The organism is Streptomyces sp. NBC_00887 (assembly GCF_045207585.1).
On the sequence record NZ_CP108788.1, the window covers coordinates 6,911,269 to 6,933,094 of the forward strand.

General features: G+C 68.4%; 25 protein-coding genes, 1 tRNA gene and 1 riboswitch. Of the genes, 16 read left to right on the top strand and 10 right to left on the bottom strand.

The genetic code is table 11. From position 1 onward, the window contains the following. Positions 1-44: 44 nt before the first annotated feature. The gene (locus tag OG844_RS31510) at positions 45-1,373 is read right to left on the bottom strand and encodes a nicotinate phosphoribosyltransferase (protein ID WP_406394849.1); all 1,329 of its coding nucleotides are present in this window, start codon (positions 1,371-1,373) and stop codon (positions 45-47) included. A gap of 108 nt (positions 1,374-1,481) precedes the next feature. On the opposite strand from OG844_RS31510, the gene clpS reads away from it, so the two are divergent. The 7 genes from clpS (at position 1,482) to OG844_RS31545 (ending at position 6,379) form a co-directional block, all read left to right on the top strand. Next, positions 1,482-1,790: an ATP-dependent Clp protease adapter ClpS gene (gene clpS, locus OG844_RS31515; RefSeq protein ID WP_031100168.1), complete on the top strand. Its 309-nt coding sequence runs from the start codon at positions 1,482-1,484 to the stop codon at positions 1,788-1,790. Between the two features lie 43 nt (positions 1,791-1,833). Next, positions 1,834-2,421, top strand: a complete 588-nt coding sequence (locus OG844_RS31520) for a DUF2017 domain-containing protein (protein ID WP_406394850.1) — start codon at positions 1,834-1,836, stop codon at positions 2,419-2,421. Positions 2,422-2,820: 399 nt separating this feature from the next. After that, complete coding sequence (locus OG844_RS31525; RefSeq protein WP_406394852.1) at positions 2,821-4,254, top strand: amino acid permease; 1,434 nt, start codon at positions 2,821-2,823, stop codon at positions 4,252-4,254. A 111-nt stretch (positions 4,255-4,365) separates the two neighbouring features. Next, positions 4,366-4,800, top strand: coding sequence for a Mov34/MPN/PAD-1 family protein (locus OG844_RS31530; protein WP_406394853.1), 435 nt, complete (start codon positions 4,366-4,368; stop codon positions 4,798-4,800). A 121-nt stretch (positions 4,801-4,921) separates the two neighbouring features. Beyond that, on the top strand, positions 4,922-5,035 hold the full coding sequence (locus OG844_RS31535) for a putative leader peptide (protein WP_351175194.1): 114 nt from the start codon (positions 4,922-4,924) through the stop codon (positions 5,033-5,035). A 115-nt stretch (positions 5,036-5,150) separates the two neighbouring features. After that, complete coding sequence (locus OG844_RS31540) at positions 5,151-5,429, top strand: MoaD/ThiS family protein (protein ID WP_356427355.1); 279 nt, start codon at positions 5,151-5,153, stop codon at positions 5,427-5,429. Beyond that, the gene (locus tag OG844_RS31545) at positions 5,429-6,379 is read left to right on the top strand and encodes a PLP-dependent cysteine synthase family protein (RefSeq protein ID WP_385624366.1); all 951 of its coding nucleotides are present in this window, start codon (positions 5,429-5,431) and stop codon (positions 6,377-6,379) included. Before OG844_RS31540 ends, OG844_RS31545 begins: the two co-directional genes overlap by 1 nt. A 97-nt stretch (positions 6,380-6,476) precedes the next feature. Here OG844_RS31545 and OG844_RS31550 read toward each other — a convergent pair whose 3' ends face one another. Next, positions 6,477-6,950: a type II toxin-antitoxin system PemK/MazF family toxin gene (locus tag OG844_RS31550; RefSeq protein ID WP_406394854.1), complete on the bottom strand. Its 474-nt coding sequence runs from the start codon at positions 6,948-6,950 to the stop codon at positions 6,477-6,479. Between the two features lie 172 nt (positions 6,951-7,122). On the opposite strand from OG844_RS31550, the gene OG844_RS31555 reads away from it, so the two are divergent. After that, positions 7,123-7,875 (top strand): MBL fold metallo-hydrolase, encoded by a 753-nt coding sequence (locus OG844_RS31555; RefSeq protein WP_406394856.1) that lies wholly within the window; start codon positions 7,123-7,125, stop codon positions 7,873-7,875. Between the two features lie 78 nt (positions 7,876-7,953). Here the strand turns inward: OG844_RS31555 and OG844_RS31560 are convergent, their stop codons facing one another. Both OG844_RS31560 and OG844_RS31565 read right to left on the bottom strand, forming a co-directional pair. Further along, complete coding sequence (locus OG844_RS31560) at positions 7,954-9,219, bottom strand: PTS transporter subunit EIIC (RefSeq protein ID WP_329210565.1); 1,266 nt, start codon at positions 9,217-9,219, stop codon at positions 7,954-7,956. Positions 9,220-9,472: 253 nt separating this feature from the next. Further along, entirely contained in the window at positions 9,473-10,792 is a 1,320-nt protein-coding gene (locus tag OG844_RS31565; protein ID WP_406394858.1) for a PTS transporter subunit EIIC, read from the bottom strand. Between the two features lie 220 nt (positions 10,793-11,012). Here OG844_RS31565 and OG844_RS31570 point away from each other — a divergent pair, with 220 nt between their 5' ends. The 4 genes from OG844_RS31570 (at position 11,013) to rdgB (ending at position 13,250) form a co-directional block, all read left to right on the top strand. Then, positions 11,013-11,246, top strand: coding sequence for a glucose PTS transporter subunit EIIB (locus tag OG844_RS31570; RefSeq protein ID WP_014156020.1), 234 nt, complete (start codon positions 11,013-11,015; stop codon positions 11,244-11,246). Between the two features lie 150 nt (positions 11,247-11,396). Beyond that, positions 11,397-12,134 carry a ribonuclease PH gene (gene rph, locus OG844_RS31575; protein WP_329210571.1) on the top strand — a complete coding sequence of 246 codons (738 nt, stop codon included), beginning with the start codon at positions 11,397-11,399 and terminating at the stop codon, positions 12,132-12,134. 102 nt (positions 12,135-12,236) lie between these two features. Then, on the top strand, positions 12,237-12,626 hold the full coding sequence (locus OG844_RS31580) for a hypothetical protein (RefSeq protein ID WP_406394860.1): 390 nt from the start codon (positions 12,237-12,239) through the stop codon (positions 12,624-12,626). Positions 12,627-12,647: 21 nt separating this feature from the next. After that, complete coding sequence (gene rdgB, locus OG844_RS31585) at positions 12,648-13,250, top strand: RdgB/HAM1 family non-canonical purine NTP pyrophosphatase (protein WP_406394862.1); 603 nt, start codon at positions 12,648-12,650, stop codon at positions 13,248-13,250. 52 nt (positions 13,251-13,302) lie between these two features. Here the strand turns inward: rdgB and OG844_RS31590 are convergent. From OG844_RS31590 to bcp, 5 genes are all read right to left on the bottom strand, one after another. Further along, positions 13,303-13,377: transfer RNA gene (locus OG844_RS31590), tRNA-Leu, on the bottom strand. Beyond that, complete coding sequence (locus OG844_RS31595; RefSeq protein ID WP_406394863.1) at positions 13,355-14,230, bottom strand: HNH endonuclease; 876 nt, start codon at positions 14,228-14,230, stop codon at positions 13,355-13,357. Before OG844_RS31595 ends, OG844_RS31590 begins: the two co-directional genes overlap by 23 nt. Further along, on the bottom strand, positions 14,227-14,853 hold the full coding sequence (locus OG844_RS31600) for an HNH endonuclease (protein ID WP_406394864.1): 627 nt from the start codon (positions 14,851-14,853) through the stop codon (positions 14,227-14,229). Before OG844_RS31600 ends, OG844_RS31595 begins: the two co-directional genes overlap by 4 nt. A 143-nt stretch (positions 14,854-14,996) precedes the next feature. Further along, the gene (proP, locus tag OG844_RS31605; RefSeq protein ID WP_406394866.1) at positions 14,997-16,493 is read right to left on the bottom strand and encodes a glycine betaine/L-proline transporter ProP; all 1,497 of its coding nucleotides are present in this window, start codon (positions 16,491-16,493) and stop codon (positions 14,997-14,999) included. Between the two features lie 131 nt (positions 16,494-16,624). Beyond that, positions 16,625-17,092: a thioredoxin-dependent thiol peroxidase gene (bcp, locus tag OG844_RS31610; protein ID WP_384607628.1), complete on the bottom strand. Its 468-nt coding sequence runs from the start codon at positions 17,090-17,092 to the stop codon at positions 16,625-16,627. Between the two features lie 129 nt (positions 17,093-17,221). Between bcp and OG844_RS31615 the strand changes: the two genes are divergently transcribed. From OG844_RS31615 to OG844_RS31625, 3 genes are all read left to right on the top strand, one after another. Then, positions 17,222-17,542, top strand: a complete 321-nt coding sequence (locus OG844_RS31615; protein ID WP_406394867.1) for a DUF3618 domain-containing protein — start codon at positions 17,222-17,224, stop codon at positions 17,540-17,542. 62 nt (positions 17,543-17,604) lie between these two features. Further along, complete coding sequence (locus OG844_RS31620) at positions 17,605-17,943, top strand: co-chaperone GroES (RefSeq protein WP_329210585.1); 339 nt, start codon at positions 17,605-17,607, stop codon at positions 17,941-17,943. Between the two features lie 60 nt (positions 17,944-18,003). After that, positions 18,004-18,065, top strand: a riboswitch (guanidine-III (ykkC-III) riboswitch). A 36-nt stretch (positions 18,066-18,101) separates the two neighbouring features. Continuing rightward, positions 18,102-18,422, top strand: coding sequence for a multidrug efflux SMR transporter (locus tag OG844_RS31625; RefSeq protein WP_329210587.1), 321 nt, complete (start codon positions 18,102-18,104; stop codon positions 18,420-18,422). A 3-nt stretch (positions 18,423-18,425) separates the two neighbouring features. Here the strand turns inward: OG844_RS31625 and OG844_RS31630 are convergent, their stop codons facing one another. Beyond that, a complete protein-coding gene (locus OG844_RS31630) occupies positions 18,426-20,828 on the bottom strand; it encodes a transglycosylase domain-containing protein (protein ID WP_406394869.1) in 2,403 nt (800 codons plus the stop codon). Between the two features lie 154 nt (positions 20,829-20,982). Here OG844_RS31630 and OG844_RS31635 point away from each other — a divergent pair, with 154 nt between their 5' ends. After that, positions 20,983-21,783 (top strand): ABC transporter permease, encoded by an 801-nt coding sequence (locus OG844_RS31635; protein WP_406394871.1) that lies wholly within the window; start codon positions 20,983-20,985, stop codon positions 21,781-21,783. The last annotated feature ends 43 nt before the right edge of the window (positions 21,784-21,826 follow it).

Below are 21,826 nucleotides of genomic sequence, written 5' to 3' on the forward strand. Positions count from 1 at the left end.
CCCGACCGGAACGACGCCGCCACCGGGCCCCCGCCCGCCTCGCCTCACACGTACTCCGTGGGAATCACCGGCTCCCCCCGGGACAGCTGGATCGCCGACATCGGCAGCCCCTTGCGCGCCGCGACGTGCCGCTCGCGCGCGGCCTCCAGCGGCTCGCGGGCGACCACCTCGCCGCCCCTGACCAGCTCGACCAGCAGCTGCCGGTCCGCGAGCTCCTCCGGGACCGGTCCGGTGCCGATCACCTCGGCCTCGGCCACCCCGTACCCGTCCAGCCGGCGCGCCGCCCACTTGCGGCCGCCCCTCGACGACTTCGCGCCCAGCGACTTCTTCACGACGGGCAGCAGCGGATCGGCCGGATCGGCGGAGCCCGCACGGGCGACCAGCTTGTAGACCATCGAGCACGTCGGGTGCCCGCTCCCGGTGACCAGCTGCGTGCCGACCCCGTACGCGTCGACGGGTGCGGCGGCCAGCGAGGCGATCGCGTACTCGTCGAGGTCCGACGTCACCACGATCTTCGTCTGCGTGGCGCCCAGCTCGTCCAGCTGCTGCCGCACCCGGTGGGCGACCAGCAGCAGGTCCCCCGAGTCGATCCGTACGGCTCCGAGCTCCGGGCCCGCGATCTCCACCGCGGTACGGACCGCCTCGGTCACGTCGTACGTGTCGACCAGCAGGGACGTCCCGCGGCCGAGCGAGTCCACCTGCGCCCGGAAAGCGTCCCGCTCGCTGTCGTGCAGCAGTGTGAAGGCGTGCGCGCTCGTCCCGACGGTCGGGATGTTGTACCGGAAGCCGGCCGCCAGGTCCGACGTGGTGTGGAAGCCGCCGATGTACGCGGCACGGGCCGCCGCCACCGCGGACAGCTCGTGGGTGCGCCGCGCGCCCATCTCGATCAGCCGGCGGCCACCGGCCGCGGCGGACATCCGGGAAGCGGCCGCGGCGATCGCCGAGTCGTGGTTCAGGATCGAGAGGATCACGGTCTCCAGCAGCACGCACTCGGCGAAGGAGCCCTCGACCCGCAGGAGCGGCGAACCAGGGAAGTACACCTCGCCCTCCTGGTAGCCCCAGATGTCGCCGCTGAACCGGTAGTCGGCCAGCCAGTCGATCGTGGAGGCGTCGACGATGTGCTGGTCGCGCAGGAAGCCGAGCATCTCGTCGTCGAAGTGGAAGTTCTCCACGGCGTCCAGCACCCGCCCGGTGCCCGCGACGACGCCGTAGCGCCGCCCCTCGGGCAGCCGCCGGGTGAAGGCCTCGAAGACGGAGCGCCGGTCCGCGGTGCCCGCCTTCAGTGCGGCCTGCACCATCGTGAGCTCGTACTGGTCGGTGAAGAGTGCGGTCGACGGCACACCGACCCGTCGCCCAAGGTCCGCTGAGTTCATGGCAGGGATGCTACCCCCTATTCGTCAAACTGACGAGATCTAGGGTGCCGGGACGGCTGCGGGGCTCCGTTTGTGCGCCGGACCCCTCCTGGTGGCAGCATGGGGTAGGTGAGCGTTGCTGCCCCCGTAGAGATCGAACGTCCCGAATCGGCCGAGGAGACCTTCGCCGTCCCCGAGCCCGATGTCCCCTGGGTGACGCTGGTGCACAACGACCCGGTCAACCTCATGAGCTATGTGACGTATGTCTTCCAGGCCTACTTCGGCTACTCCAAGGACAAGGCGCACAAGTTGATGCTGGACGTCCATCAGAAGGGCCGCGCGGTCGTCTCCAGCGGCAGCCGCGAGGAGATGGAGCGCGACGTCCAGGCCATGCACGGCTACGGGCTCTGGGCCACGCTGACCCAGGACCGCAACTGACCTGACCGCTGTCCCTCCGCCCGACCCATCCATCGGAGAACCCATGGCCGGCCATTTCGAGGCCACCCCCGGCGGCGGCGCGGCCGTCGCTCTCGACGAGGTCGAGATCGCGATCCTGCGCTCCCTCGCCGTCCAGCTCCTGGAACTGGTCGGCCCCGGCGACGAACCCGCCGACGGCGAGGACCCGCTCGCCTCCCTCTTCGCCGAGGGCCCGAGCGAACCGCCCACCGACCCGGCCCTCGCCAGGCTCTTCCCCGAGGCGTACGGGGACGAGGACAAGGAACTGCGCGAGGCGTCCGCGGAGTTCCGCCGCTTCACCGAGAACGACCTGCGCACCCGCAAGCGCGAGGACGCCCTCCTCGTCGTACGGACGCTCGACGCGCTCACGCCGACCGGGGACGGCGGCGCGGTACTCACCCTCACCGCCGACGAGTGCCGCAGCTGGCTGGGCTCCCTCAACGACCTCAGGCTGACGATCGGCACCCGTCTCGAGGTGTCCGACGAGGACGAGGGGCAGGACGGCTCGCTCTACCGGCTTCCCGACAGCGATCCGCGCAAGCCGATGGTGATGGCCTACCTCTGGCTGGGCGCCCTCCAGGAAACGCTCGTCGACACGCTGATGCCCCACTGAGGCGTTCCGTGCCGGTGCCGTGTGCGGAGCTGTGTTCCGGGTGGTCGTGTCCGGGCGGTCCTCTTCACGCGGCCGCCTTCCGGCGGCCGTGTTCCGGCCGTGCTCCGTTCGCTCAACGGATGCTCAAATCCGAATAACGATCCCGTCACCTGAATAGCCTTCTTTGCAGCGGCTGGAAACCCTTGTCCGCTTTTTCCTGTGGCGTGCGCCACATAATGTCCGATGGTTCGCCCGGGCGCCCGTGATAAATCTTCACGACCGCCCGGGGACGCCACCCCTGTCCCCGGGGGCGCTACAAGCCGGCCGAACGCCGGCGGCACTCCATCCATATCCGGGGGGATCAGGACCTGATCCGACGCCTACGAGGGCGCGGATCAGCGTGGAGAAAGGCGCAACACCATGACATCGGCGCAGGTCGACGACAAGGGACAGCCCGGCCGCCAGGCCGTGGACACGGGTACGACGGGTGAGGGCTACCAGCGTGGCCTGGGGGCCCGGCAGATCCAGATGATCGCCATCGGCGGCGCCATCGGCACGGGGCTCTTCCTCGGCGCCGGCAAGGCCATCGACCGGGCAGGGCCCAGTCTGATCCTGGCGTACGCCATCGCGGGTCTGGTCATCTTCTTCATCATGCGGGCCCTGGGCGAACTCCTCATGTACCGCCCGGTATCCGGCTCCTTCTCGGAGTACGCACGTGAATTCCTCGGCCCGTTCTTCGGATTCGTGACCGGCTGGACGTACTGGCTGTTCTGGGTGGTCACCGGAATCACCGAAGTCACCGCAGCGGCCACCTATATGACGTACTGGTGGGATATCCCGCAATGGCTGTCCGCGCTGGTGTTCACCATCATCCTGTACGGCGCGAACCTGATCTCGGTGAAGCTCTTCGGTGAGCTCGAGTTCTGGTTCTCGATGGTCAAGGTCACCGCGATCGTCGGCATGATCCTCATCTGTGCCGGAGTCCTCACGATCGGCTTCTCCGACGCCGGGGACACCGCGACCGTGGCCAACCTGTGGAACGACGGCGGCTTCTTCCCCGAAGGCATCGGCGGCACGCTGATGACCCTCCAGATCGTGATGTTCGCCTTCCTCGCGGTCGAGCTGGTCGGTGTCACCGCCGGCGAGTCCAAGGACCCCGAGACCGTTCTCCCCAAGGCCATCAACACCGTGCCGTGGCGCATCGCCGTCTTCTACGTCGGCGCGCTGATCATGATCCTGTCCGTGGTGCCGTGGAGCACGTTCGAGCCGGGCGTCTCCCCGTTCGTCGCCGCGTTCGAGCAGATGGGCCTCGGCGTCGGCGCCGCGATCGTCAACTTCGTGGTCCTCACCGCCGCGCTCTCCTCCTGCAACTCCGGCATGTACTCCACCGGACGCATGCTGCGGGACCTCGCGCTCAACGGGCAGGGGCCGAAGTCCTTCACCAAGCTGACGAAGAACGGCCTCCCGCTCGTCGGTACCACCTTCTCGGCCGGGCTGATGCTCGTCGGCGTGTGGATCAACTACCAGTGGCCGGGCGAGGCGTTCAACTACGTCGTCTCCTTCGCGACCATCTCCGGCATGTGGGCCTGGATCATGATCCTCGTCTGCCAGCTCCGCTACCGCGCCAAGGCCGACCGCGGTGAACTGCCGCAGTCCACCTTCAAGGCTCCCGGCGCCCCGTTCAGCAGCTGGTTCGCACTCGCCTTCATCGGCCTGGTGATCGTGATGATGGCCGTCGACAAGGACGCCCGGATCTCGCTGTACTGCGCACCGCTGTGGGGCCTCGTCCTGGGCGTCTCGTACCTGGTGCTCAAGTCCCGCAACCCCGAGAACACATCCTTCGCCAAGCGCTGACCTGCGCGAAGGCGCCCTCAGGACGTCGGCTGCCCCAACGGCCCGTCCAGCATCCGGGCCCCTGCGTACCGCTCCTCGGTACGCAGGGGCCCGTCTGCTTATCCTGGCGCCATGCTGACCCTTACCCAGGCGCTCTACGACCAGATCGTCGCGCACTCCCGCGCCGACCACCCCGACGAGGCGTGCGGCGTGGTCGCGGGACCGGCCGGAACGGGCCGCGCGGAACGCTTCATCCCCATGCTCAACGCCGCACGCTCGCCCACGTTCTACGAATTCGACTCGACGGACCTGCTGAAGCTCTACCGCGAGATGGACGACCGGGACGAGGAGCCGGTGATCATCTACCACTCGCACACGGCGACCGAGGCCTACCCCTCCCGTACCGACGTCACGTACGCCAACGAACCGGGCGCCCACTACGTCCTGGTCTCCACCGCGGACACCGACGAGTCGGGCCCTTTCCAGTTCCGCTCGTACCGCATCGTGGAAGGCGAGATCGCGGAGGAGGACGTCGAGGTCGTCGAGGCGTACGCCCCCGCCTCCTGAGCTCCCCCTGGGGCGGTGCCAGGAGCACCGCCCCAGCCTGTTGTCCACATGACGGACGCTCACCATCCATGATGTGGGATCACACTCCGGATTCCCGGTGGGGAATCGATACGATGACCGCATGGTTCCCCATGACGTGAGCGACAAGACGCCGGGCATGCTGCTCGTCGCGCGGCTGCACGTCGACCTGTGCAGGCTGTGCAGCGCGATCTGTCCCGCTGCGGCCTGCCCGTGAGCCGCCCGACGGCCTGAGCCGCGGCTCCGAGCGCCACCACAGACGCACCACCCCCAGCGCGGGGGCACAAACGCGCGCCCCACGCCACTCCCCGCTTTCGACAGGAGCCCACGCCATGGCCATCGAGGTCCGCATCCCGACCATCCTCCGCACCTACACCGACGGCGCCAAGGCGGTCGAAGGCAGCGGGGAGACCCTCGCCGACCTCTTCGCCGACCTGGAGAGCCGCCACAACGGCATCCGTGAGCGCATCGTCGACGGCGGCCAGCTCCGCCGCTTCGTGAACGTCTACCTCAACGACGAGGACGTCCGCTTCCTCGACGGCATCTCCACCAAGCTCACCGACGGCGACAACGTCACCATCCTCCCGGCCGTCGCCGGCGGCATGCGCTGATGAGGTACGACTCCCCGCTGGCGGCCGTGGGCAACACGCCCCTGGTCCGCCTGCCGCGGCTGTCCCCGTCCGAGGACGTCCGCATCTGGGCCAAGCTGGAGGACCGGAACCCGACCGGCTCGATCAAGGACCGCCCCGCGCTCCACATGGTCGAGCAGGCGGAGAAGGACGGCCGCCTGACGCCCGGCTGCACCATCCTGGAGCCGACCAGCGGCAACACCGGCATCTCGCTCGCCATGGCGGCCAAGCTCAAGGGCTACCGCATCGTCTGCGTCATGCCGGAGAACACCTCGCAGGAGCGGCGCGACCTCCTCGCCATGTGGGGCGCCGAGATCATCTCCTCCCCGGCGGCGGGCGGCTCCAACACGGCCGTCCGCGTCGCCAAGGAGCTCGCGGCCGAACACCCCGACTGGGTGATGCTCTACCAGTACGGCAACCCGGACAACGCGGGCGCCCACTACGCCACCACCGGCCCGGAGATCCTCACCGACCTCCCGTCCATCACGCACTTCGTGGCAGGCCTCGGCACCACCGGCACGCTCATGGGAGTCGGCCGCTACCTGCGGGAACACAAGCCGGACGTCAAGATCGTCGCCGCCGAGCCGCGCTACGACGACCTCGTGTACGGCCTGCGCAACCTCGACGAGGGCTTCGTCCCCGAGCTCTACGACGCGTCCGTCCTCACCACCCGCTTCTCCGTCGGCTCCGCCGACGCCGTCACCCGCACCCGCGAACTCCTCCAGCAGGAGGGCATCTTCGCGGGCGTCTCCACCGGCGCCGCCCTCCACGCGGCGATCGGCGTCGGCAACAAGGCCGTCAAGGCGGGGGAGCAGGCCGACATCGCGTTCGTCGTCGCGGACGGCGGCTGGAAGTACCTGTCGACAGGCGTCTACACGGCCCCCACGACGGAGGCCGCCATCGAAACCCTGCACGGCCAGCTCTGGGCGTAACCGCCCGGCCGGTATCGCCTGAGCGCCGGAAACGGGCTGGAATCCCCAGCCGGTTTCCGGCGCTCAGGCATTCCGGGGGCGGACCCCGCACCCGGCCTCACCCCAGCCCGCGCACCCGCCCCCACACCCCCGGGTCCACCTCGCCCGCCTTCCGGCGGAACCCCGACACGGCCACATCCCGCAGCTCGTCCGTCTCCAGGAAGCTCCGCCGCCCCCGCGCATCGCCCACCGCCCCCGGAGGCAACGCGATCACCCCCGGCCGCTCCTCGTGATGCTTACTGGTGATCTTGGCGACGACCGCCGTGCCACCCCGTACCGAGAGCACCAGACACGGCCGGTCCTTCGACCCGGGCCCGTCCTCGTACGGCACCTCCGCCCACCAGATCTCCCCGGGCCGCGGCACCGCACCCGGCCGGGGCCGCCGCTCCCGCTCCGGCGCCCGCCCCGGCGGCCGGGTCCGCCCACCCGGACGACGCGGTCCGCGGCCACCCCGCCCCCGCGCATCGGTGACCGTCGCGACGAGAGCGAGCAGGACAACGGCGGCCAGCGCCACCCACCACCACGTGTTCATATCCCGACCGTACCGGCGCCCGGAGACACGCGGGCTTCCATCGAACCGGTGACAGCACAGGTGAGTTCCCCCACAACGGCAGGCTGCGGAGGAGCGACCAGCGGTTTCGCGCCTTACGCTCGACGGACCGCACGAACCCTCCCCGTTCCCACGTCTCGGAGGTTCACGCTCCATGAAGCTCACCGTCGTCGGCTGCTCCGGCTCGTTCCCGTCCGCGGGTTCGGCATGCTCGAGCTACCTCGTAGAGGCCGACGGCTTCCGGCTGCTCCTCGACATGGGCAACGGCGCCCTCGGCGAGCTGCAGCGCCATGTCGGTCTCTACGACCTCGACGCCATCTTCCTCAGCCATCTCCATGCCGATCACTGCATCGACATGTGCGCGTACTTCGTCGTCCGCTACTACCCGAACGACGGGGGACGGCCCGCCTCCATCCCCGTGTACGGCCCCGAGGGAACCGAGCAGCGCCTGACCACCGCGCACGCCGACACTCCGTCCGACCACGCGATGGGCGAAGTCTTCGACTTCCACACGCTCAAGTCCGGATCGTTCGAGATCGGCCCCTTCTCCGTCCGCACGGAGAGGCTCTGCCACCCCGTCGACACCTTCGGCATCCGCGTCGAGCACGACGGCCGCGCGCTCGCGTACTCCGGGGACACGGGCACCTGCGACGCCTTGGCCGAACTCGCCGAGGGCGCGGACCTGTTCCTCTGCGAAGCATCGTTCGTCCACGGCAAGGAAGACATCCCCGACCTCCACCTCAACGGGCGCGAAGCCGGCGAGTACGCGGCAGGCGCCGGGGTGGGACGGCTCGTCCTCACCCACATCCCGCCGTGGACGGACGCGGAACGCAACCTCGCCGATGCCCGCGAGGTGTACGACGGCCCGGTCGAGCTGGCCGTTCCGGGGGCGGTGTACGAGGTCTGAGCCCCCCGGCCCCACGCACGATGAAGCCCCCACCTCCCGGCGCGGGAGGTGGGGGCTTCATCGTGCGCCTGCCAGGGCTTACGCCTTGGTGAGGTCCTCGACCTCTTCCTCGGGCTCACGGCCCGGGGTGGTGAGGTTGAACTTCGTGATGGCGAAGCGGAAGACCGCGTAGTAGATCACCGCGAAGACCAGACCGATGGGGATGATCATCCACGGCTTCGTCGCCAGGTTCCAGTTCAGGAAGTAGTCGATCGCACCGGCGGAGAAGCTGAAGCCGTGGTGCACGCCCAGGCCCCACGTGACGGCCATCGACACGGCGGTCAGCACCGCGTGGATGACGTACAGCAGCGGCGCGATGAACATGAACGCGAACTCGATCGGCTCCGTGATGCCGGTGACGAACGAGGTCAGCGCCAGGGACATCATCATGCCGCCCACGGCCTTGCGGCGTTCGGGCCGGGCCGTGTGTGTGATCGCCAGGGCGGCGGCGGGCAGCGCGAACATCATGATCGGGAAGAAGCCGGACATGAACTGACCGGCCGTGGGGTCACCGTGGAAGAAGCGCGGCAGGTCGCCGTGCCAGACGCCACCGGCGGAGTCCTTGAAGGAACCGATCTCCTGCCAGGCCACCGTGTTCACGAACTGGTGCATACCGACCGGCAGCAGTCCACGGTTGACGACACCGAAGATGCCGGCGCCGACGGCGCCCAGGCCCGTCATCCACTCACCGAAGTTGGTGATGAGGTCACCGATCGGCTCCCAGAGCAGACCGAAGAGAACACCCATGACGGTGCCCACGAAGGCCATGATGATCGGGACGAGACGGCGGCCGTTGAAGAAGCCGAGCCAGTCCACCAGCTTGGTGCGGTGGTAGCGCTGCCAGATGACGGCGGCCAGGAGGCCCATGATGATGCCGCCGAAGACCTTGGGGTCGTTGTACGTCGCAGCGACGTCGACACCCTTGTTGGCCGTGGTGTTCACGACGGCGTCGGAGGTCGGGAACGCGGTCAGCACGTTCTTGTAGACCAGGAAGCCGACAAGGGCGGCGAGTGCGGTGGAACCGTCGGCCTTCTTGGCGAAGCCGATGGCTATACCGACGCAGAACAGCAGCGGCAGGTTGGCGAAGACCGCGTCACCGGCGGTCGCGAAGACCGTGGCGACCTTGCCCCAGCCGAGGCCCTCCGCCCCGAAGACATCGGGCTGGCCGAGGCGGAGCAGGATGCCCGCCGCAGGCAGGACGGCGATCGGCAGCTGGAGGCTGCGCCCGATCTTCTGCAGGCCCTGGAACACGCCGGCACCCCGCTTCTTCGCGGGAGCCGCCGGGGCAGCGGTGTCCGTACTCATGAACTTCCTCCGGTAAGGCAGGCGTCGCCGGGGACGGGTTACCGGGGAGGCGACGACTTGAGGAACGCGGCGGAGAGAACAGCCGCGTGGTCTGGACCACTCAGTGGTGTAGACCAGTTTTAGCACGGTGAGGGTTAGATAAGGAACCTTCAATTTGTGCAGTAGTTCGGCCACCACCCTGGGTGACGTGAAAAGGCCCCCGGACCACCAGGTCCGAGGGCCGAATCGAGCCGGGTCCGAAACCCGGCGGAGACTACTTGGTGAGATCCTTCTCGATCTCTTCCTCCAGCTCGTCGGGCTCCCGCCCAGGTGTCTGGAGGTTGAACTTCGTGATCGCGAACCGGAAGATCGCGTAGTAGACGACCGCGAAGGCCAGCCCGATCGGAATGATCAGCCATGGTTTGGTCGCCAGGCTCCAGTTGATGACGTAGTCGATCAGACCCGCCGAGAAGCTGAAGCCGTCCTTCGTCCCCAGCGCCCAGGTCAGCGACATCGAGACGCCGGTGAGGAACGCGTGGATCACGTACAGCAGGGGTGCGACGAAGAGGAACGAGTACTCGATCGGTTCCGTGATGCCGGTGACGAACGACGTCAGGCCGACCGAGACCATCAGTCCGCCGACCGCCTTGCGTCGGTGCGGCTTCGCGCAGTGCGTGATCGCCAGCGCCGCCGCCGGAAGCGCGAACATCATGATCGGGAAGAAGCCCGTGGTGAACTGGCCGGCCGTCGGGTCACCCGCCAGGAACCGGTTGATGTCACCGTGCACGACCGTGCCGTCGGGCTTGGTGTAGTCGCCGAACTGGAACCAGACGAACGTGTTCAGGAACTGGTGCAGACCGAAGACGAGCAGGGCGCGGTTGGCGACACCGAAGATGCCGGAGCCCAGCCAGTCCAGGTCCACCAGCCACTCGGAGAAGCTGGTCAGGCCGTCACCGACCGGCTGCCACAGCCAGGCGCACAGGCTCGCGAAGAGCAGGCCGACGAACGCCATGATGATCGGGACGAGCCGGCGGCCGTTGAAGAAGCCCAGCCAGTCGACCAGCTTGACCCGGTGGTACCGCTGCCAGAACCAGGCCGACAACAGCCCCAGCACGATGCCGCCGAACACCCCGGGGTTCTGGTAGGCGGCCGCGGTCACGGTGGTGTCGTCGGCGACACAGACACCGCCCCACGTGCCTGCCCCGGCGAAGTCCGAACCCTCCGCGCAGTCGACCGGGAACGCGTGCAGGACCGCGTAGTAGACGAGGAACCCCGTGACGGCCGCGAGCGCGGTCGAACCGTCCGCCTTCTTCGCCATACCGATCGCGACACCGACGCAGAAGAGCAGCGGCAGGCCGAGCCCGGAGTCGAGCAGGGCACCGCCCGCCGCCGCGAAGACCTTGGCGATGTTCGTCCAGCCGAGGCCGTCGTCGCCGAAGACGTCCGGCTGGCCGAGCCTGTTGAGAATGCCCGCCGCGGGAAGTACGGCGATCGGCAGCTGGAGGCTGCGACCCATCTTCTGCAGCCCTTGGAAGGCGCTGTTCCACCACTTCTTCTGCGGCACTGCCGCGCCTGCTGCGCTGCTGGAGCTCATCGGCATCCTCCTGGAACACGCCAGGTTTGGCGGTCGTTGCAGACTGGTGTAGACCAGTTGCGATACGGTGCGGAGCCCGCCCGAAAGGCAGGGCGCCGGTGATCGTCATCATTGGGGACAGTGCGGTTACCCGCCCGTGAAGTTGGGCCAACCGTGCGTTACCGTGACGAAACGGACCCACGGTGGGCCGCCCCCACACGCACAGACCAGGGAGAAGGACATGGCCAGCAAGGCTGAGAAGATCGTCGCCGGCCTCGGCGGTATCGAGAACATCGACGAGATCGAAGGCTGCATCACCCGCCTTCGCACCGAAGTCCACGACCCCAGCAAGGTCGACGAAGCCGCACTGAAGGCCGCCGGCGCCCACGGCGTCGTCAAGATGGGCACCGCGATCCAGGTCGTCATCGGCACCGACGCCGACCCCATCGCCGCCGACATCGAAGACATGATGTGACCGGCTGACCCCCCGGCCGGCCCCGGCCGGCCCACCCAGGTCCGCGCCGCACCCCGCAGGCCCCGCCACCCCGGCCCTCAACGGCCCCGGAGCGGGGCCTGCGGTGCACCCGGACGGAGCCACCCCCCGCCGGCCGATAGGCTCGGCGCCATGTCTCGCATCGACGGCCGCACCCCCGAACAGCTCCGCCCCGTCACCATCGAACGCGGATGGAGCAAGCACGCCGAAGGCTCCGTACTCATCTCCTTCGGCGACACCAAAGTCTTCTGCACCGCCTCCGTCACCGAAGGCGTCCCGCGCTGGCGCAAGGGCAGCGGCGAAGGCTGGGTCACCGCCGAGTACTCCATGCTGCCCCGCTCCACCAACACCCGCGGCGACCGCGAATCCGTACGCGGCAAGATCGGCGGCCGCACCCACGAGATCAGCCGACTCATCGGCCGCTCCCTGCGCGCGGTCATCGACTACAAGGCCCTCGGCGAGAACACGATCGTCCTGGACTGCGACGTCCTCCAGGCCGACGGCGGCACCCGCACCGCCGCCATCACCGGCGCCTACGTCGCCCTCGCCGACGCCGTCACCTGGGCCCAGGGCAAGAAGATCATCAAGCACGGCCGCAAGCCGCTCACCGGCACCGTCGCGGCGATCAGCGTCGGCATCGTCGACGGCACCCCCCTCCTCGACCTCTGCTACGAGGAGGACGTCCGCGCCGAGACCGACATGAACGTCGTCTGCACCGGCGACGGCCGCTTCGTCGAGGTCCAGGGCACCGCCGAGGCCGAGCCCTTCGACCGCGCCGAACTCAACGCCCTCCTCGACCTCGCCACGGGCGGCTGCGCCGACCTGACGAAGATCCAGGAAGCGGCACTCGCGCGTACCCTCGGCGAGTAAAGAAGCAACCACATACGCACCACAGAGCGTCGTCACGGATACGGGCGCACGGGTCGAACCGTGCGTCCGTCCACGTATCAACCCCCGGGGAGGGACCGCTCCATGGCCTCGCGCCGCCACCACCGCACCGCACTCGCCGTCACGGCCACCCTGCTCACCCTCACCGCAGCCGTCGGCTGCGGAGCCGTCGACAAGGCCCTGGACTGCGTCCGCACCGCCGACGCCATCGCCACCAGCGTCGACAACCTCCAGCAGGCCATCTCCAACGCCTCCAACGACCCGACGCAGGCCTCCGAGGCCCTGGACGAGATCGACAAGGAGCTCAAGAACCTCGGCGACACCACGGACAACGCCGACCTCAGCAAGGCGGTCGACGACCTCCAGGCAGGCGTCACCAATGTCCGCGGCTCCATCGAGAAGGGCGACGCCACCCCCGACATCACCCCGGTCACCGACGCCGCCGGCGAGATCGGCAAGGTCTGCTCCCCGTGACCGTGCGGCGATAATCGACGCATGACGCGCCTGATCCTCGCCACCCGCAACGCCGGGAAAATCACCGAACTCCACGCGATCCTCGCCGACGCGGGTCTCACCCACGACCTCGTCGGCGCGGACGCGTACCCCGAGATCCCCGACGTCAAGGAAACCGGCGTCACCTTCGCCGAGAACGCCCTCCTCAAGGCCCACGCCCTGGCCCGCGCCACCGGCCACCCGGCCGTCGCCGACGACTCCGGCCTCTGCGTCGACGTACTCGGCGGCGCCCCCGGCATCTTCTCGGCCCGCTGGTCAGGGACCCACGGCGACGACCGCGCCAACCTGGACCTGCTCCTGGCCCAGCTCGGCGACATCGACGCCCCCCACCGCACCGCCTACTTCGCCTGCGCGGCGGCCCTGGCGCTCCCCGACGGCACGGAACGCGTGGTCGAGGGCCGCCTGACGGGCACCCTGCGCCACGCCCCCTCGGGCGCGAACGGCTTCGGCTACGACCCGATCCTCCAGCCCGACGGCGAGACCCGGACCTGCGCGGAGCTCTCACCCGCGGAGAAGAACGCGATCAGCCACCGGGGCAAGGCGTTCCGGGCGCTGGTGCCGGTGGTGCGGGAGTTGATGGGCTGAAAGAAATGAGGCCTCCACCTTCGATGTGAAGGTGGAGGCCTCATTTAGCCTGTGGGCCCGGTGGGATTTGAACCCACGACACACCGGTTCTAAGCCGGCGCCCTCTAGCCTGCTGGGGTACGGGCCCGCGTTTCAATACTGTACTGGGTACTCCTTCGCCGCTTTGAGAAGGTTGCGGTCTGGCTGTGGCATGACGGACACAAGTAGCGCAGGTTCTCCCGGCAATTGTCCAGATGGTCACCGTTGATGTGATCGATCTCCAGTACCAGACGCTTGCCCTGCCAGGTGTCCCCGATGCCACACGCGGAACACACGCGCGGGCGTCCGATCTCATCGAGTGCACGGCGCAGGAGTGTGGTTCGGGTCCGTGCGGCGCCGGACTCCCGGCGCTGAAGGATCTCGGGTGCAGCCTTGCGGTGAGGAGAGCTGGAGCCCCTGGTATGTCCCTGCCCAGTGAAGTGGGCGGTTGAGAGGCCGTATTCGGCGAGACTTCGTTTCAGGCGGGCGCGAGCCGCGCCGTTGTTCGTATGGCCGAGAAGTTTCAATACTCCGGCCATGCTTTTGGACTTCTCGATAGCAGAGGCAAGTTCGCGTCGGGAGGTCAGGGGTGGCCCGTACCTGCGGCCGTTGGTGAAGTGTGAGGTGTCGATCCCAAGGCGGTCGAGCCTCTTCCTGATGTGGCCGTAGGGCCCGTCATCGGGCGGTACGTTCAAGTACTCCAGCATTTCCCGGATGCTGTGCGCGTGGGTGGCGGCTTCCTCGAGGATTTCCCGCGTGTATGACCGCCTCTGTCGTTCCGGGAGAGCCTCGTCGACGAAGTGTGTGGTGTCGATGCCGTAGAGCTTCAGTCGACCGCGCACGTAGCGGAGAGGTCTACTGCCCAACGGTGCACCCAATCGCCTGAGCAGGTCGACGAGGCTGGTCGAGGTGGCCGCGGTCCGGGCCAGCAAGTCGCGCGGGTACTTGTTCTGGTCGCTCATGCGCGCCTCCGTCGATTGCGCCCGCGGTAGGTATCCGTAGCGGCATGGCAGTTCGGGCAGAGCAGGCGCAAATTGTCGGGTCGGTTGTCCCACCATTCGCCGTTCATGTGGTCAACCTCGAGCCGCAGCGGCCTGCCGTTCCACTCTGTGCCGATGCCGCACAGGGCGCAGAACTCTGCGATGCCCGTCCGGAGAAGCTCCCGGTGCAGCCGGTCGCCCGGAACTCTGCCGTCCGACGGAGAGCCGAGGGTCAGCGGATTGCCCAAGGCACCCTTGGGGCGGCGGCGGGGTGCGCGCGCAAAGTGCGATGTGTCGATCCGGAGGGCGGCGATACGGCGACCGATGTGGGCTTGATTACCCCCTACCGGGTTGATGTCCAGTCGGCGAACGACTTCCGCCACGCTCTGGGAGCAGGCGACCAGTTTGCGCAACTTCTCTTCTGTGTGGCGCACCCTGGTATCGGCGAAGTGCGAGATGTCGATTCCCGATTCGGACATCTTGGCGCGCAAGTAGCGCCTGCTCCCTGGAGTCGGTGTTCCCCCGCACCACCGAACGGCGTCGTTGCAGTTGTTCGTCTCGCGCGCCGCTTCTTCAAGTAGCTCGCGGGTGTACCGAACGGTCATGTCCCCTCCGCATCCGGCCGCGCGTTCGCGGCCTCGTACGGAGCAACGAACCGTTAATCGGATGGTCACGTCCGTAATGCGATGAGATGCGGAAGGGCCCGTACCACTTCGTGCGGTACGGGCCCTTCCGTGAGGAGCGTGCGTCAGAACTTCGGGTCCGGGCTCTGCGCGTGGACCAGTTCCGCCGCCTCCTCCGCCGTCTCCACGGAAGGCGGGGAGCCGGCCAGCGGCTGGTTGGCGGTTTCCTTCATGCAGGCCACCGCGATCACGCCCACCAGCGCCGCCGCCATCGCGTAGTAAGCGGGCATCAGGTTCGAGCCGGTCCAGCTGATCAGGGCCGTGATCACCAGCGGGGTCGTGCCGCCGAAGAGCGAGGCCGAGATGTTGTAGCCGACCGACAGGGAGCCGTAGCGCACGTTGGTCGGGAACAGGGCCGGGAGTGCGGCGGACATCGTGCCCAGCATGCAGACCAGGGAGAGGCCCATCATCAGCATGCCGATGGTGATCGCCGGGATGCTGCCCTGGCGGATCAGGAGGAAGGACGGCAGGGACAGGAAGAGGAAGCCGAGCATGCCGGCCATCAGGAGCGGTTTGCGGCCGAAGCGGTCGGAGAGCTTGCCGAACCGGCTGATGACCAGCATCAGGAAGATCATGACGGCGAGCAGGATGAGCAGGCCGTGGGTCTCGCTGTAGCCGAGTTCGTCGGAGAGGTACGTCGGCATGTACGACAGCAGCATGTAGTCGGTGATGTTGTACGCGCCGACCAGGGCGATGCAGAGGATCAGCGTCGGCCAGTACTGGCGGAAGATCTTGGCGAGGTCGCCCTTGGCGGTGGACTCGACGTGGTCGGCGGCGTCCGTGGCGTGGGCGGTGCCGCCCTCCAGCTTCTGGAACGCGGGGGTCTCGTCCAGGCGCAGTCGCAGGTAGAGGCCGACGAGGCCGAGGGGTCCGGCGACGAGGAACGGGATGCGCCAGCCCCAGGACTCCATCTGTGCGGTGTCCAGGAGGGCGTACAGGGCGGTGACCAGACCGGCGGCGCCGACGTATCCGGCGAGCGTGCCGAATTCGAGGAAGCTGCCGAAGAAGCCGCGGCGCTTGTCGGGGGCGTACTCGGCGATGAAGGTGGAGGCGCCGCCGTACTCGCCGCCGGTGGAGAAGCCCTGGAGCATCCGGAAGAGGATCAGCAGGGCGGGGGCCCAGAGTCCGATCGTGTCGTGGGAGGGGATGACACCGATCGCGAAGGTGCCGATCGCCATGAGGATCATGGTGAGGGCGAGGACCTTCTTCCGGCCGATCTTGTCGCCCATGGGTCCGAAGAACATTCCGCCGAGCGGCCTGACGAGGAAGGCAACGGCGAAGGTCGCGAAGGAGGAGAGAAGCTGGGTCGTGTCGTTCCCGGAAGGGAAGAAGACGTGCCCGATGGTGACGGCGAGGTAGGAGTAGATACCGAAGTCGAACCACTCCATGGCGTTACCGAGAGAAGCCGCCTTCACCGCGCGCTTGACCGCCTGGTCGTCGGTGACGGTGATGTCGGTCCGACGGAGCCGGGGGTTCTTGCGCTTCCTGATCGCACGGAAGAGCGCGGGATGGCGTTTGACCGCGTCAGGGTCGGCCGCCTGGTGGGGGTCGGGGGCCGCCATGGCCGGTTCCTTTCCTTGAAGGGTGTTCCAGGAAGGGCTTCTGCGCGGTCATGGCGGTTGCAAACCGAATCCATGGCCGATTGCGACGTCGCTCACATGTTTTCGGCCAGGTGGAGGGGGGCGGAACCCGGTCAGATCCCGAGATCCTTGATGATCTTCGCTACGTGGCCGGTCGCCTTGACGTTGTAGAGGGCGCGCTCCACCTTGCCCTCCTCGTCGACGACGATCGTCGACCTGATGACGCCCGTCACCACTTTGCCGTAGAGCTTCTTCTCGCCGTAGGCGCCGTACGCCTCCAGGGTCTCCTTGGAGGGGTCTCCGACGAGGGTGACCTTGAGGTTCTCCTTCTCGCGGAACTTGGCGAGCTTCTCCGGCTTGTCGGGCGACACGCCGATGACGTCGTATCCGGCCCCGGTGAGGAGTTCCAGGTTGTCGGTGAAGTCGCAGGCCTGCTTGGTGCAGCCGGGGGTAAGCGCGGCGGGGTAGAAGTAGACGATGACCTTGCGGCCCTTGTGGTCCGCGAGCGAGACCTCGTTGCCGTCGGCGTCCGGAAGGGTGAAGGCGGGGGCGGTGTCGCCGGTCTGGAGTCGCTCGCTCATGTTTCTCCTCGAGTGGCACGCGGGGTGTGTGGGACCGAGCGTAATAGGGGGTGCCGCCGGGTGTAGGAGCGGTGGAGCTGACAGACTGTCGATGAAGGTGTACCGGACGACGACCACGGAGGCGGCGCAGTGTCGGATATGAGGACCCCTGCGCAGATCGAGGCGGACATCATCAGCAGGCGTGAGCAGCTTGCGGTGGTGCTGGACGAGATCGGGGTGCGCGTGCACCCGAAGACGATCATCGGTGACGCGAAGGCCAAGGTGGCGTCGACGGTGGACCGGACCGCCGGGCGGGCGTTCGTCGCGGTGAACCGGTCGGTGTCGGATGTGAGGGCGCAGTTCGTGTCGGAGGAGGGTTCGCCGCGGTTGGAGCGGGTCATTCCGGCGGCGCTGCTGGTGGTCGGCGCGGTGGCGTTGCTGACGGTCTCGGTGCGCGGCCGGAAGCGCTGAGGGCGGATTCCGGGTGGCCCCGGAGGCGTGCGGAGCGGTTCGGGGCAGGTAGGTTTCGGGGCGTGAGCAACGACACCGACGACAAGCTGCCCATCCGGATGCTGCACGACCGTGTGCTGGTCCGGTCCGATTCGCCCGAGGGTGAGCGGCGTTCTGGCGGCGGCATCCTGATTCCGGCGACTGCGGCTGTGGGCCGGCGTCTGGCGTGGGCCGCGGTGGTCGCGGTCGGCCAGAACGTGCGGACGGTGGAGCCGGGGGACCGGGTGCTGTACGACCCCGAGGACCGTGCCGAGGTCGAGGTGCGGGGTGTGGCGTACGTGCTGATGCGGGAGCGGGACCTGCATGCGGTGGCGGCGGACCGGTTCGAGGGTTCCGAGGATTCGACCGGCTTGTATCTGTAGTCCGGCAGGTGGGGTGTGGAGGCCTGGTGACCGTTGTCACCAGGCCTTTTGGCTGTATTTTGTTAGGCTGGGCCGACCCCGACGAGACGCGCCGTACCGGGTTTCCGTAAAGACGACGCACCCGTGTTGTTCGCGTGTCCGGTGTCGGAGGTGCCGTCGTGGCGTGGGTTCTGTTGATTGTTGCCGGTCTGCTGGAAGTGGGCTGGTCCATCGGGATGAAGTACACCGAGGGGTTCACACGGCTGTGGCCGAGTGTGTTCACGGGCCTCGGGATCGTGGCCAGCATGGTGCTGTTGTCGCATGCGGCGAAGACGCTGCCGATCGGTACGGCGTACGGCGTGTGGGTCGGGATCGGTGCGGCGGGTGCGGCGGTGCTGGGCATGGTGGTGCTGCACGAGCCGGTGACCGCCGCCCGCATCTTCTTCGTCTGTCTGCTGCTGGTGGCCGTGGTGGGTCTGAAGGCGACCTCCGGCCACTGAGTGTCAGCGGCGGGGCAGGCCGGGGCCGCGGGCTCCTTCGATGAAGCCGTCGTCCTCCGGGTTGCCGGGGTCGTGGTGGTCGCCGTCGGGGGTGTCGGGTGTTCTGGCGGCTGAGGTGCGTGAGGGGGCGTCGGCAGGGGTGGCGGTCCTGGGGGCTTGCGGGGCCCGGGAGTTCTCCGTGCTGACGCCGGAGGGGGTGTCGGACTCGGGGGAGCCGGTTTCGCTCCGGTTCTCGCCGGGTTCGTCCGATTCCTCGTTGCCCTCCTCGTTCCTCTCCTCGTTTCCTTCCTCGTCCGGGTCGGCTTCCTCCGGACCTTCCTCGGCTTCGAGCTCGAACTGCTGCACCTCGTCGTCCTCGAGTGCGGCGGCGGTGTAGGCGGCCCAGGTCTGCGCGGGTGCGCCGCCGCCGTTGATGCGGGCGAGGCCGAGTGCTCCGTACAGGGGTTTCTGCACGCCGGTGTCGGGGTCCTGGCCCATCACGGCGATGACGGTCGCGAGGTCGGGGGTGTAGCCGGCGAACCAGGCGGCCTTGTCCTCCTCGGCGGTGCCCGTCTTGCCTGCGGCGGGGCGGTTCGCCGCTTGGGCGGCGGTGCCGGTGCCGCCGTCGACGACGCTCCGCAGGACGGAGGTGGTGGTGTCGGCGGCTTCGCGGCTGACGGCCTGCCGGGTGTTCCTGGTTGGGAGTGCGATGTCGGCGCCGTTCTTGCTGATCTTGGCGACGAGGGTGTGTTCGCGCTGCTTGCCGTGGTCGGCGAGGGTGGCGTAGGCCTCGGTCATGTCGAGGACGCTGGCGGTGGCGGGGCCCAGGGCGATGGAGGGGGAGGCGGTGAGGTCGGGGGTGTTCTGGGGGATGCCGAGGGAGACCGCGGTGTCCTTGACGGCGTCGGGGCCGACGTCCTGGGCCATCTGGGCGTAGACGGCGTTGACGGATTTGTCGGTGGCCTCGCGGACGGTGAGGGAGCCGTAGTCGACGTCGTCCTCGTTGGCGGGGGAGTATCCGGTGGAGCCGCGGGCGCTCTGGACGGTGCGTTTGTTGGTGCCGTCGTAGCGGGTGTTGGGTGTGATGCCCCGGCCGTCCTGGGTGGTGGATCCGTTGGCCATGGCGGCGGTGAGGACGAACGGCTTGAAGGTCGAGCCGACCTGGTAGTCGCGGCGGGTCGCGTTGTTGACGTACTGCTTGGTGTAGTCGATGCCGCCGTACATGGCGAGGACGTGGCCGGTGGCGGGGTCGATGGAGGCTCCGCCGACGCGGACGTTGCGGTCGGCCTTGCGGCCGTCGCTGGTCTTGGCCAGGACGTTGTCCTCGACGGCTTCGACGAGGGCGTCCTGCTTCTTCTTCTCGAGTGTGGTGGTGATGCGGTAGCCGCCGGTGGCGAGGGTGTTCTCGTCGAGGATCCTGTTGGCGTCGAGGTAGTCCTCGACGGCCTGGACGAGATAGCCGCGCTGTCCGGAGAGTGCGGTGGCGGGCTTGGCCTTGCCGGGGACGGGGAAGGTCATGGCGGCGCGGTCGGAGGGGCTCAGCCAGCCCTCCTTGACCATGCCGTCGAGTACGTAGTCCCAGCGGGCGAGGGCCGCGGTCCGGTTCTCGGGGTGGGCGACGACGTCGTAGGCGCTGGGGGCGTTGAGCAGGGAGGCGAGGTAGGCGCCCTCGCCGGTGTCGAGGTCCTCGGCGTCCTTGCCGTAGTAGGCGTGGGAGGCGGCCTGGATGCCGTAGGAGTTGCGGCCGAAGTAGCTGGTGTTGAGGTAGCCCTCGAGGATCTCGTCCTTGCTCTGTTCCCGGCCGAGCTTGATCGAGATGAAGAATTCCTTGGCTTTGCGTACGACGGTCTGTTCCTGGCCGAGGTAGTAGTTCTTGACGTACTGCTGGGTGATGGTGGAGCCGCCCTGGCGGCCCTTGCCGGTGAGGGTGTTCCAGCCGGCGCGGGTCATGGCTTTGACGTCGATGGCGGGTTCGGAGTAGAAGTCCCGGTCCTCGGCGGCGAGTACGGCGTGCTGGACGGTGCGGGGGATCTTGTCGAGCCGTACGTTCTCCCGGTTGATCTCGCCGTCGCGGGCGATGACGGTGCCGTCCTCGTAGAGGTAGACGTTCGACTGCGCGGTCGCGGTGGCGTTCGCGGCGGGGATGCCGACGAGTTTGTACCCGGCGATGAATCCGCCGGTGAGCAGGAGCGCGATGAGGAGGGTGCTGCCGAGCACCATGCGCCAGGTGGGTACGGCGCGGCGCCAGCCGGTGCGCTTGGGCCGCTTGACGCGTTTTGTGCGCCCCTTGCCGCCTTGCGCGCCGTCCGTGGGCGGCGGTTTCCGGTTGGTCTTCGCGGTGGTGGGGTCGCGGGGCGGCCAGCCGGCGGGACCCTTCCGACCTGGCTCTCCGTGGTCTCCGCCGGGCTGCGGTGGCTCGTGGCTCATGGCTGTGGAGGCTCCTCGGCTGCGGGCAGTTATCCCATAGTGCACTTTTCGGAGTGATAACCACCGGATCATCCCCGGATAAAGGGTCGCGGCGGCCACCGGTCGTGAACTAGGGTCGTGAGCTTTGGCCCGATGAGCGGGGGGAGGGGGCGCGGTGCGGCTCTATGCGGTGGTGGCGGCCGGTGGGTTCCGGCGGCATGCGACGTACCGGGTGGCGACGGCGGCGGGGGTGTTCACCAACACCGTCTTCGGTTTCATCATGGCCTACACCTACATCGCCCTGTGGGACGAGCGTCCGCAGCTCGGTGGTTACGACCAGTCAGAGGCCCTGACGTACGTGTGGCTGGGGCAGGCGCTGCTGATGACCTGCGCCATGATGGGCGGCGGCTTCGAGAGCGACCTGACGGAGCGGATCCGTACGGGTGACATCGCCGTGGACCTGTACCGGCCCGCCGATCTCCAGCTGTGGTGGCTGGCGGGGGACCTGGGCCGGGCGGCGTTCCACCTGCTGGGGCGCGGGATCGTGCCGATGGTGCTGGGGGCCCTGGCCTTCGACCTGGCGCTGCCGGGGTCGGCGTGGATGTGGCCCGCCTTCCTGGTGTCGGTGCTGCTGGGGGTCGTGGTGAGTTTCGCGCTGCGCTTCCTGGTCGCGCTGTCGGCGTTCTGGCTGATGGACGGGGCGGGCGCCCTGCAGATGGCCATGCTGGCGGGGCTCTTCTTCTCCGGGATGCTGCTGCCGCTGAACCTGTTCCCGGGTGTGCTGGGCGAGGTGGCGCGGGCGTTGCCGTGGTCTTCGCTGCTGCAGGTCCCGGCGGATGTGTTCCTGGGCAAGCGCACGGGGTGGGGTCTGGCGCAGGCGTACGCCTTCCAGGCCGGATGGGCGGTGGCGTTGCTGCTGGCGGGGCGTCTGCTGCAGTCCGTGGCGACGAGGAGGGTGGTGGTGCAGGGTGGCTGAGGCCGGGACGGAGAGACTGGCCGCCAGGGATCCTGAGCGGCCG

What these genes read in the sequence shown, in the direction of transcription:
- OG844_RS31510 (WP_406394849.1), bottom strand. Translation starts at nt 1,373, where the DNA reads ATGAACTCAGCGGACCTTGGGCGACGGGTCGGTGTGCCGTCGACCGCA.
- OG844_RS31520 (WP_406394850.1), top strand. Translation starts at nt 1,834, where the DNA reads ATGGCCGGCCATTTCGAGGCCACCCCCGGCGGCGGCGCGGCCGTCGCT.
- OG844_RS31525 (WP_406394852.1), top strand. Translation starts at nt 2,821, where the DNA reads ATGACATCGGCGCAGGTCGACGACAAGGGACAGCCCGGCCGCCAGGCC.
- OG844_RS31530 (WP_406394853.1), top strand. Translation starts at nt 4,366, where the DNA reads ATGCTGACCCTTACCCAGGCGCTCTACGACCAGATCGTCGCGCACTCC.
- OG844_RS31535 (WP_351175194.1), top strand. Translation starts at nt 4,922, where the DNA reads ATGGTTCCCCATGACGTGAGCGACAAGACGCCGGGCATGCTGCTCGTC.
- OG844_RS31540 (WP_356427355.1), top strand. Translation starts at nt 5,151, where the DNA reads ATGGCCATCGAGGTCCGCATCCCGACCATCCTCCGCACCTACACCGAC.
- OG844_RS31545 (WP_385624366.1), top strand. Translation starts at nt 5,429, where the DNA reads ATGAGGTACGACTCCCCGCTGGCGGCCGTGGGCAACACGCCCCTGGTC.
- OG844_RS31550 (WP_406394854.1), bottom strand. Translation starts at nt 6,950, where the DNA reads ATGAACACGTGGTGGTGGGTGGCGCTGGCCGCCGTTGTCCTGCTCGCT.
- OG844_RS31555 (WP_406394856.1), top strand. Translation starts at nt 7,123, where the DNA reads ATGAAGCTCACCGTCGTCGGCTGCTCCGGCTCGTTCCCGTCCGCGGGT.
- OG844_RS31560 (WP_329210565.1), bottom strand. Translation starts at nt 9,219, where the DNA reads ATGAGTACGGACACCGCTGCCCCGGCGGCTCCCGCGAAGAAGCGGGGT.
- OG844_RS31565 (WP_406394858.1), bottom strand. Translation starts at nt 10,792, where the DNA reads ATGAGCTCCAGCAGCGCAGCAGGCGCGGCAGTGCCGCAGAAGAAGTGG.
- OG844_RS31570 (WP_014156020.1), top strand. Translation starts at nt 11,013, where the DNA reads ATGGCCAGCAAGGCTGAGAAGATCGTCGCCGGCCTCGGCGGTATCGAG.
- rph (WP_329210571.1), top strand. Translation starts at nt 11,397, where the DNA reads ATGTCTCGCATCGACGGCCGCACCCCCGAACAGCTCCGCCCCGTCACC.
- OG844_RS31580 (WP_406394860.1), top strand. Translation starts at nt 12,237, where the DNA reads ATGGCCTCGCGCCGCCACCACCGCACCGCACTCGCCGTCACGGCCACC.
- rdgB (WP_406394862.1), top strand. Translation starts at nt 12,648, where the DNA reads ATGACGCGCCTGATCCTCGCCACCCGCAACGCCGGGAAAATCACCGAA.
- OG844_RS31595 (WP_406394863.1), bottom strand. Translation starts at nt 14,230, where the DNA reads ATGAGCGACCAGAACAAGTACCCGCGCGACTTGCTGGCCCGGACCGCG.
- OG844_RS31600 (WP_406394864.1), bottom strand. Translation starts at nt 14,853, where the DNA reads ATGACCGTTCGGTACACCCGCGAGCTACTTGAAGAAGCGGCGCGCGAG.
- proP (WP_406394866.1), bottom strand. Translation starts at nt 16,493, where the DNA reads ATGGCGGCCCCCGACCCCCACCAGGCGGCCGACCCTGACGCGGTCAAA.
- bcp (WP_384607628.1), bottom strand. Translation starts at nt 17,092, where the DNA reads ATGAGCGAGCGACTCCAGACCGGCGACACCGCCCCCGCCTTCACCCTT.
- OG844_RS31630 (WP_406394869.1), bottom strand. Translation starts at nt 20,828, where the DNA reads ATGAGCCACGAGCCACCGCAGCCCGGCGGAGACCACGGAGAGCCAGGT.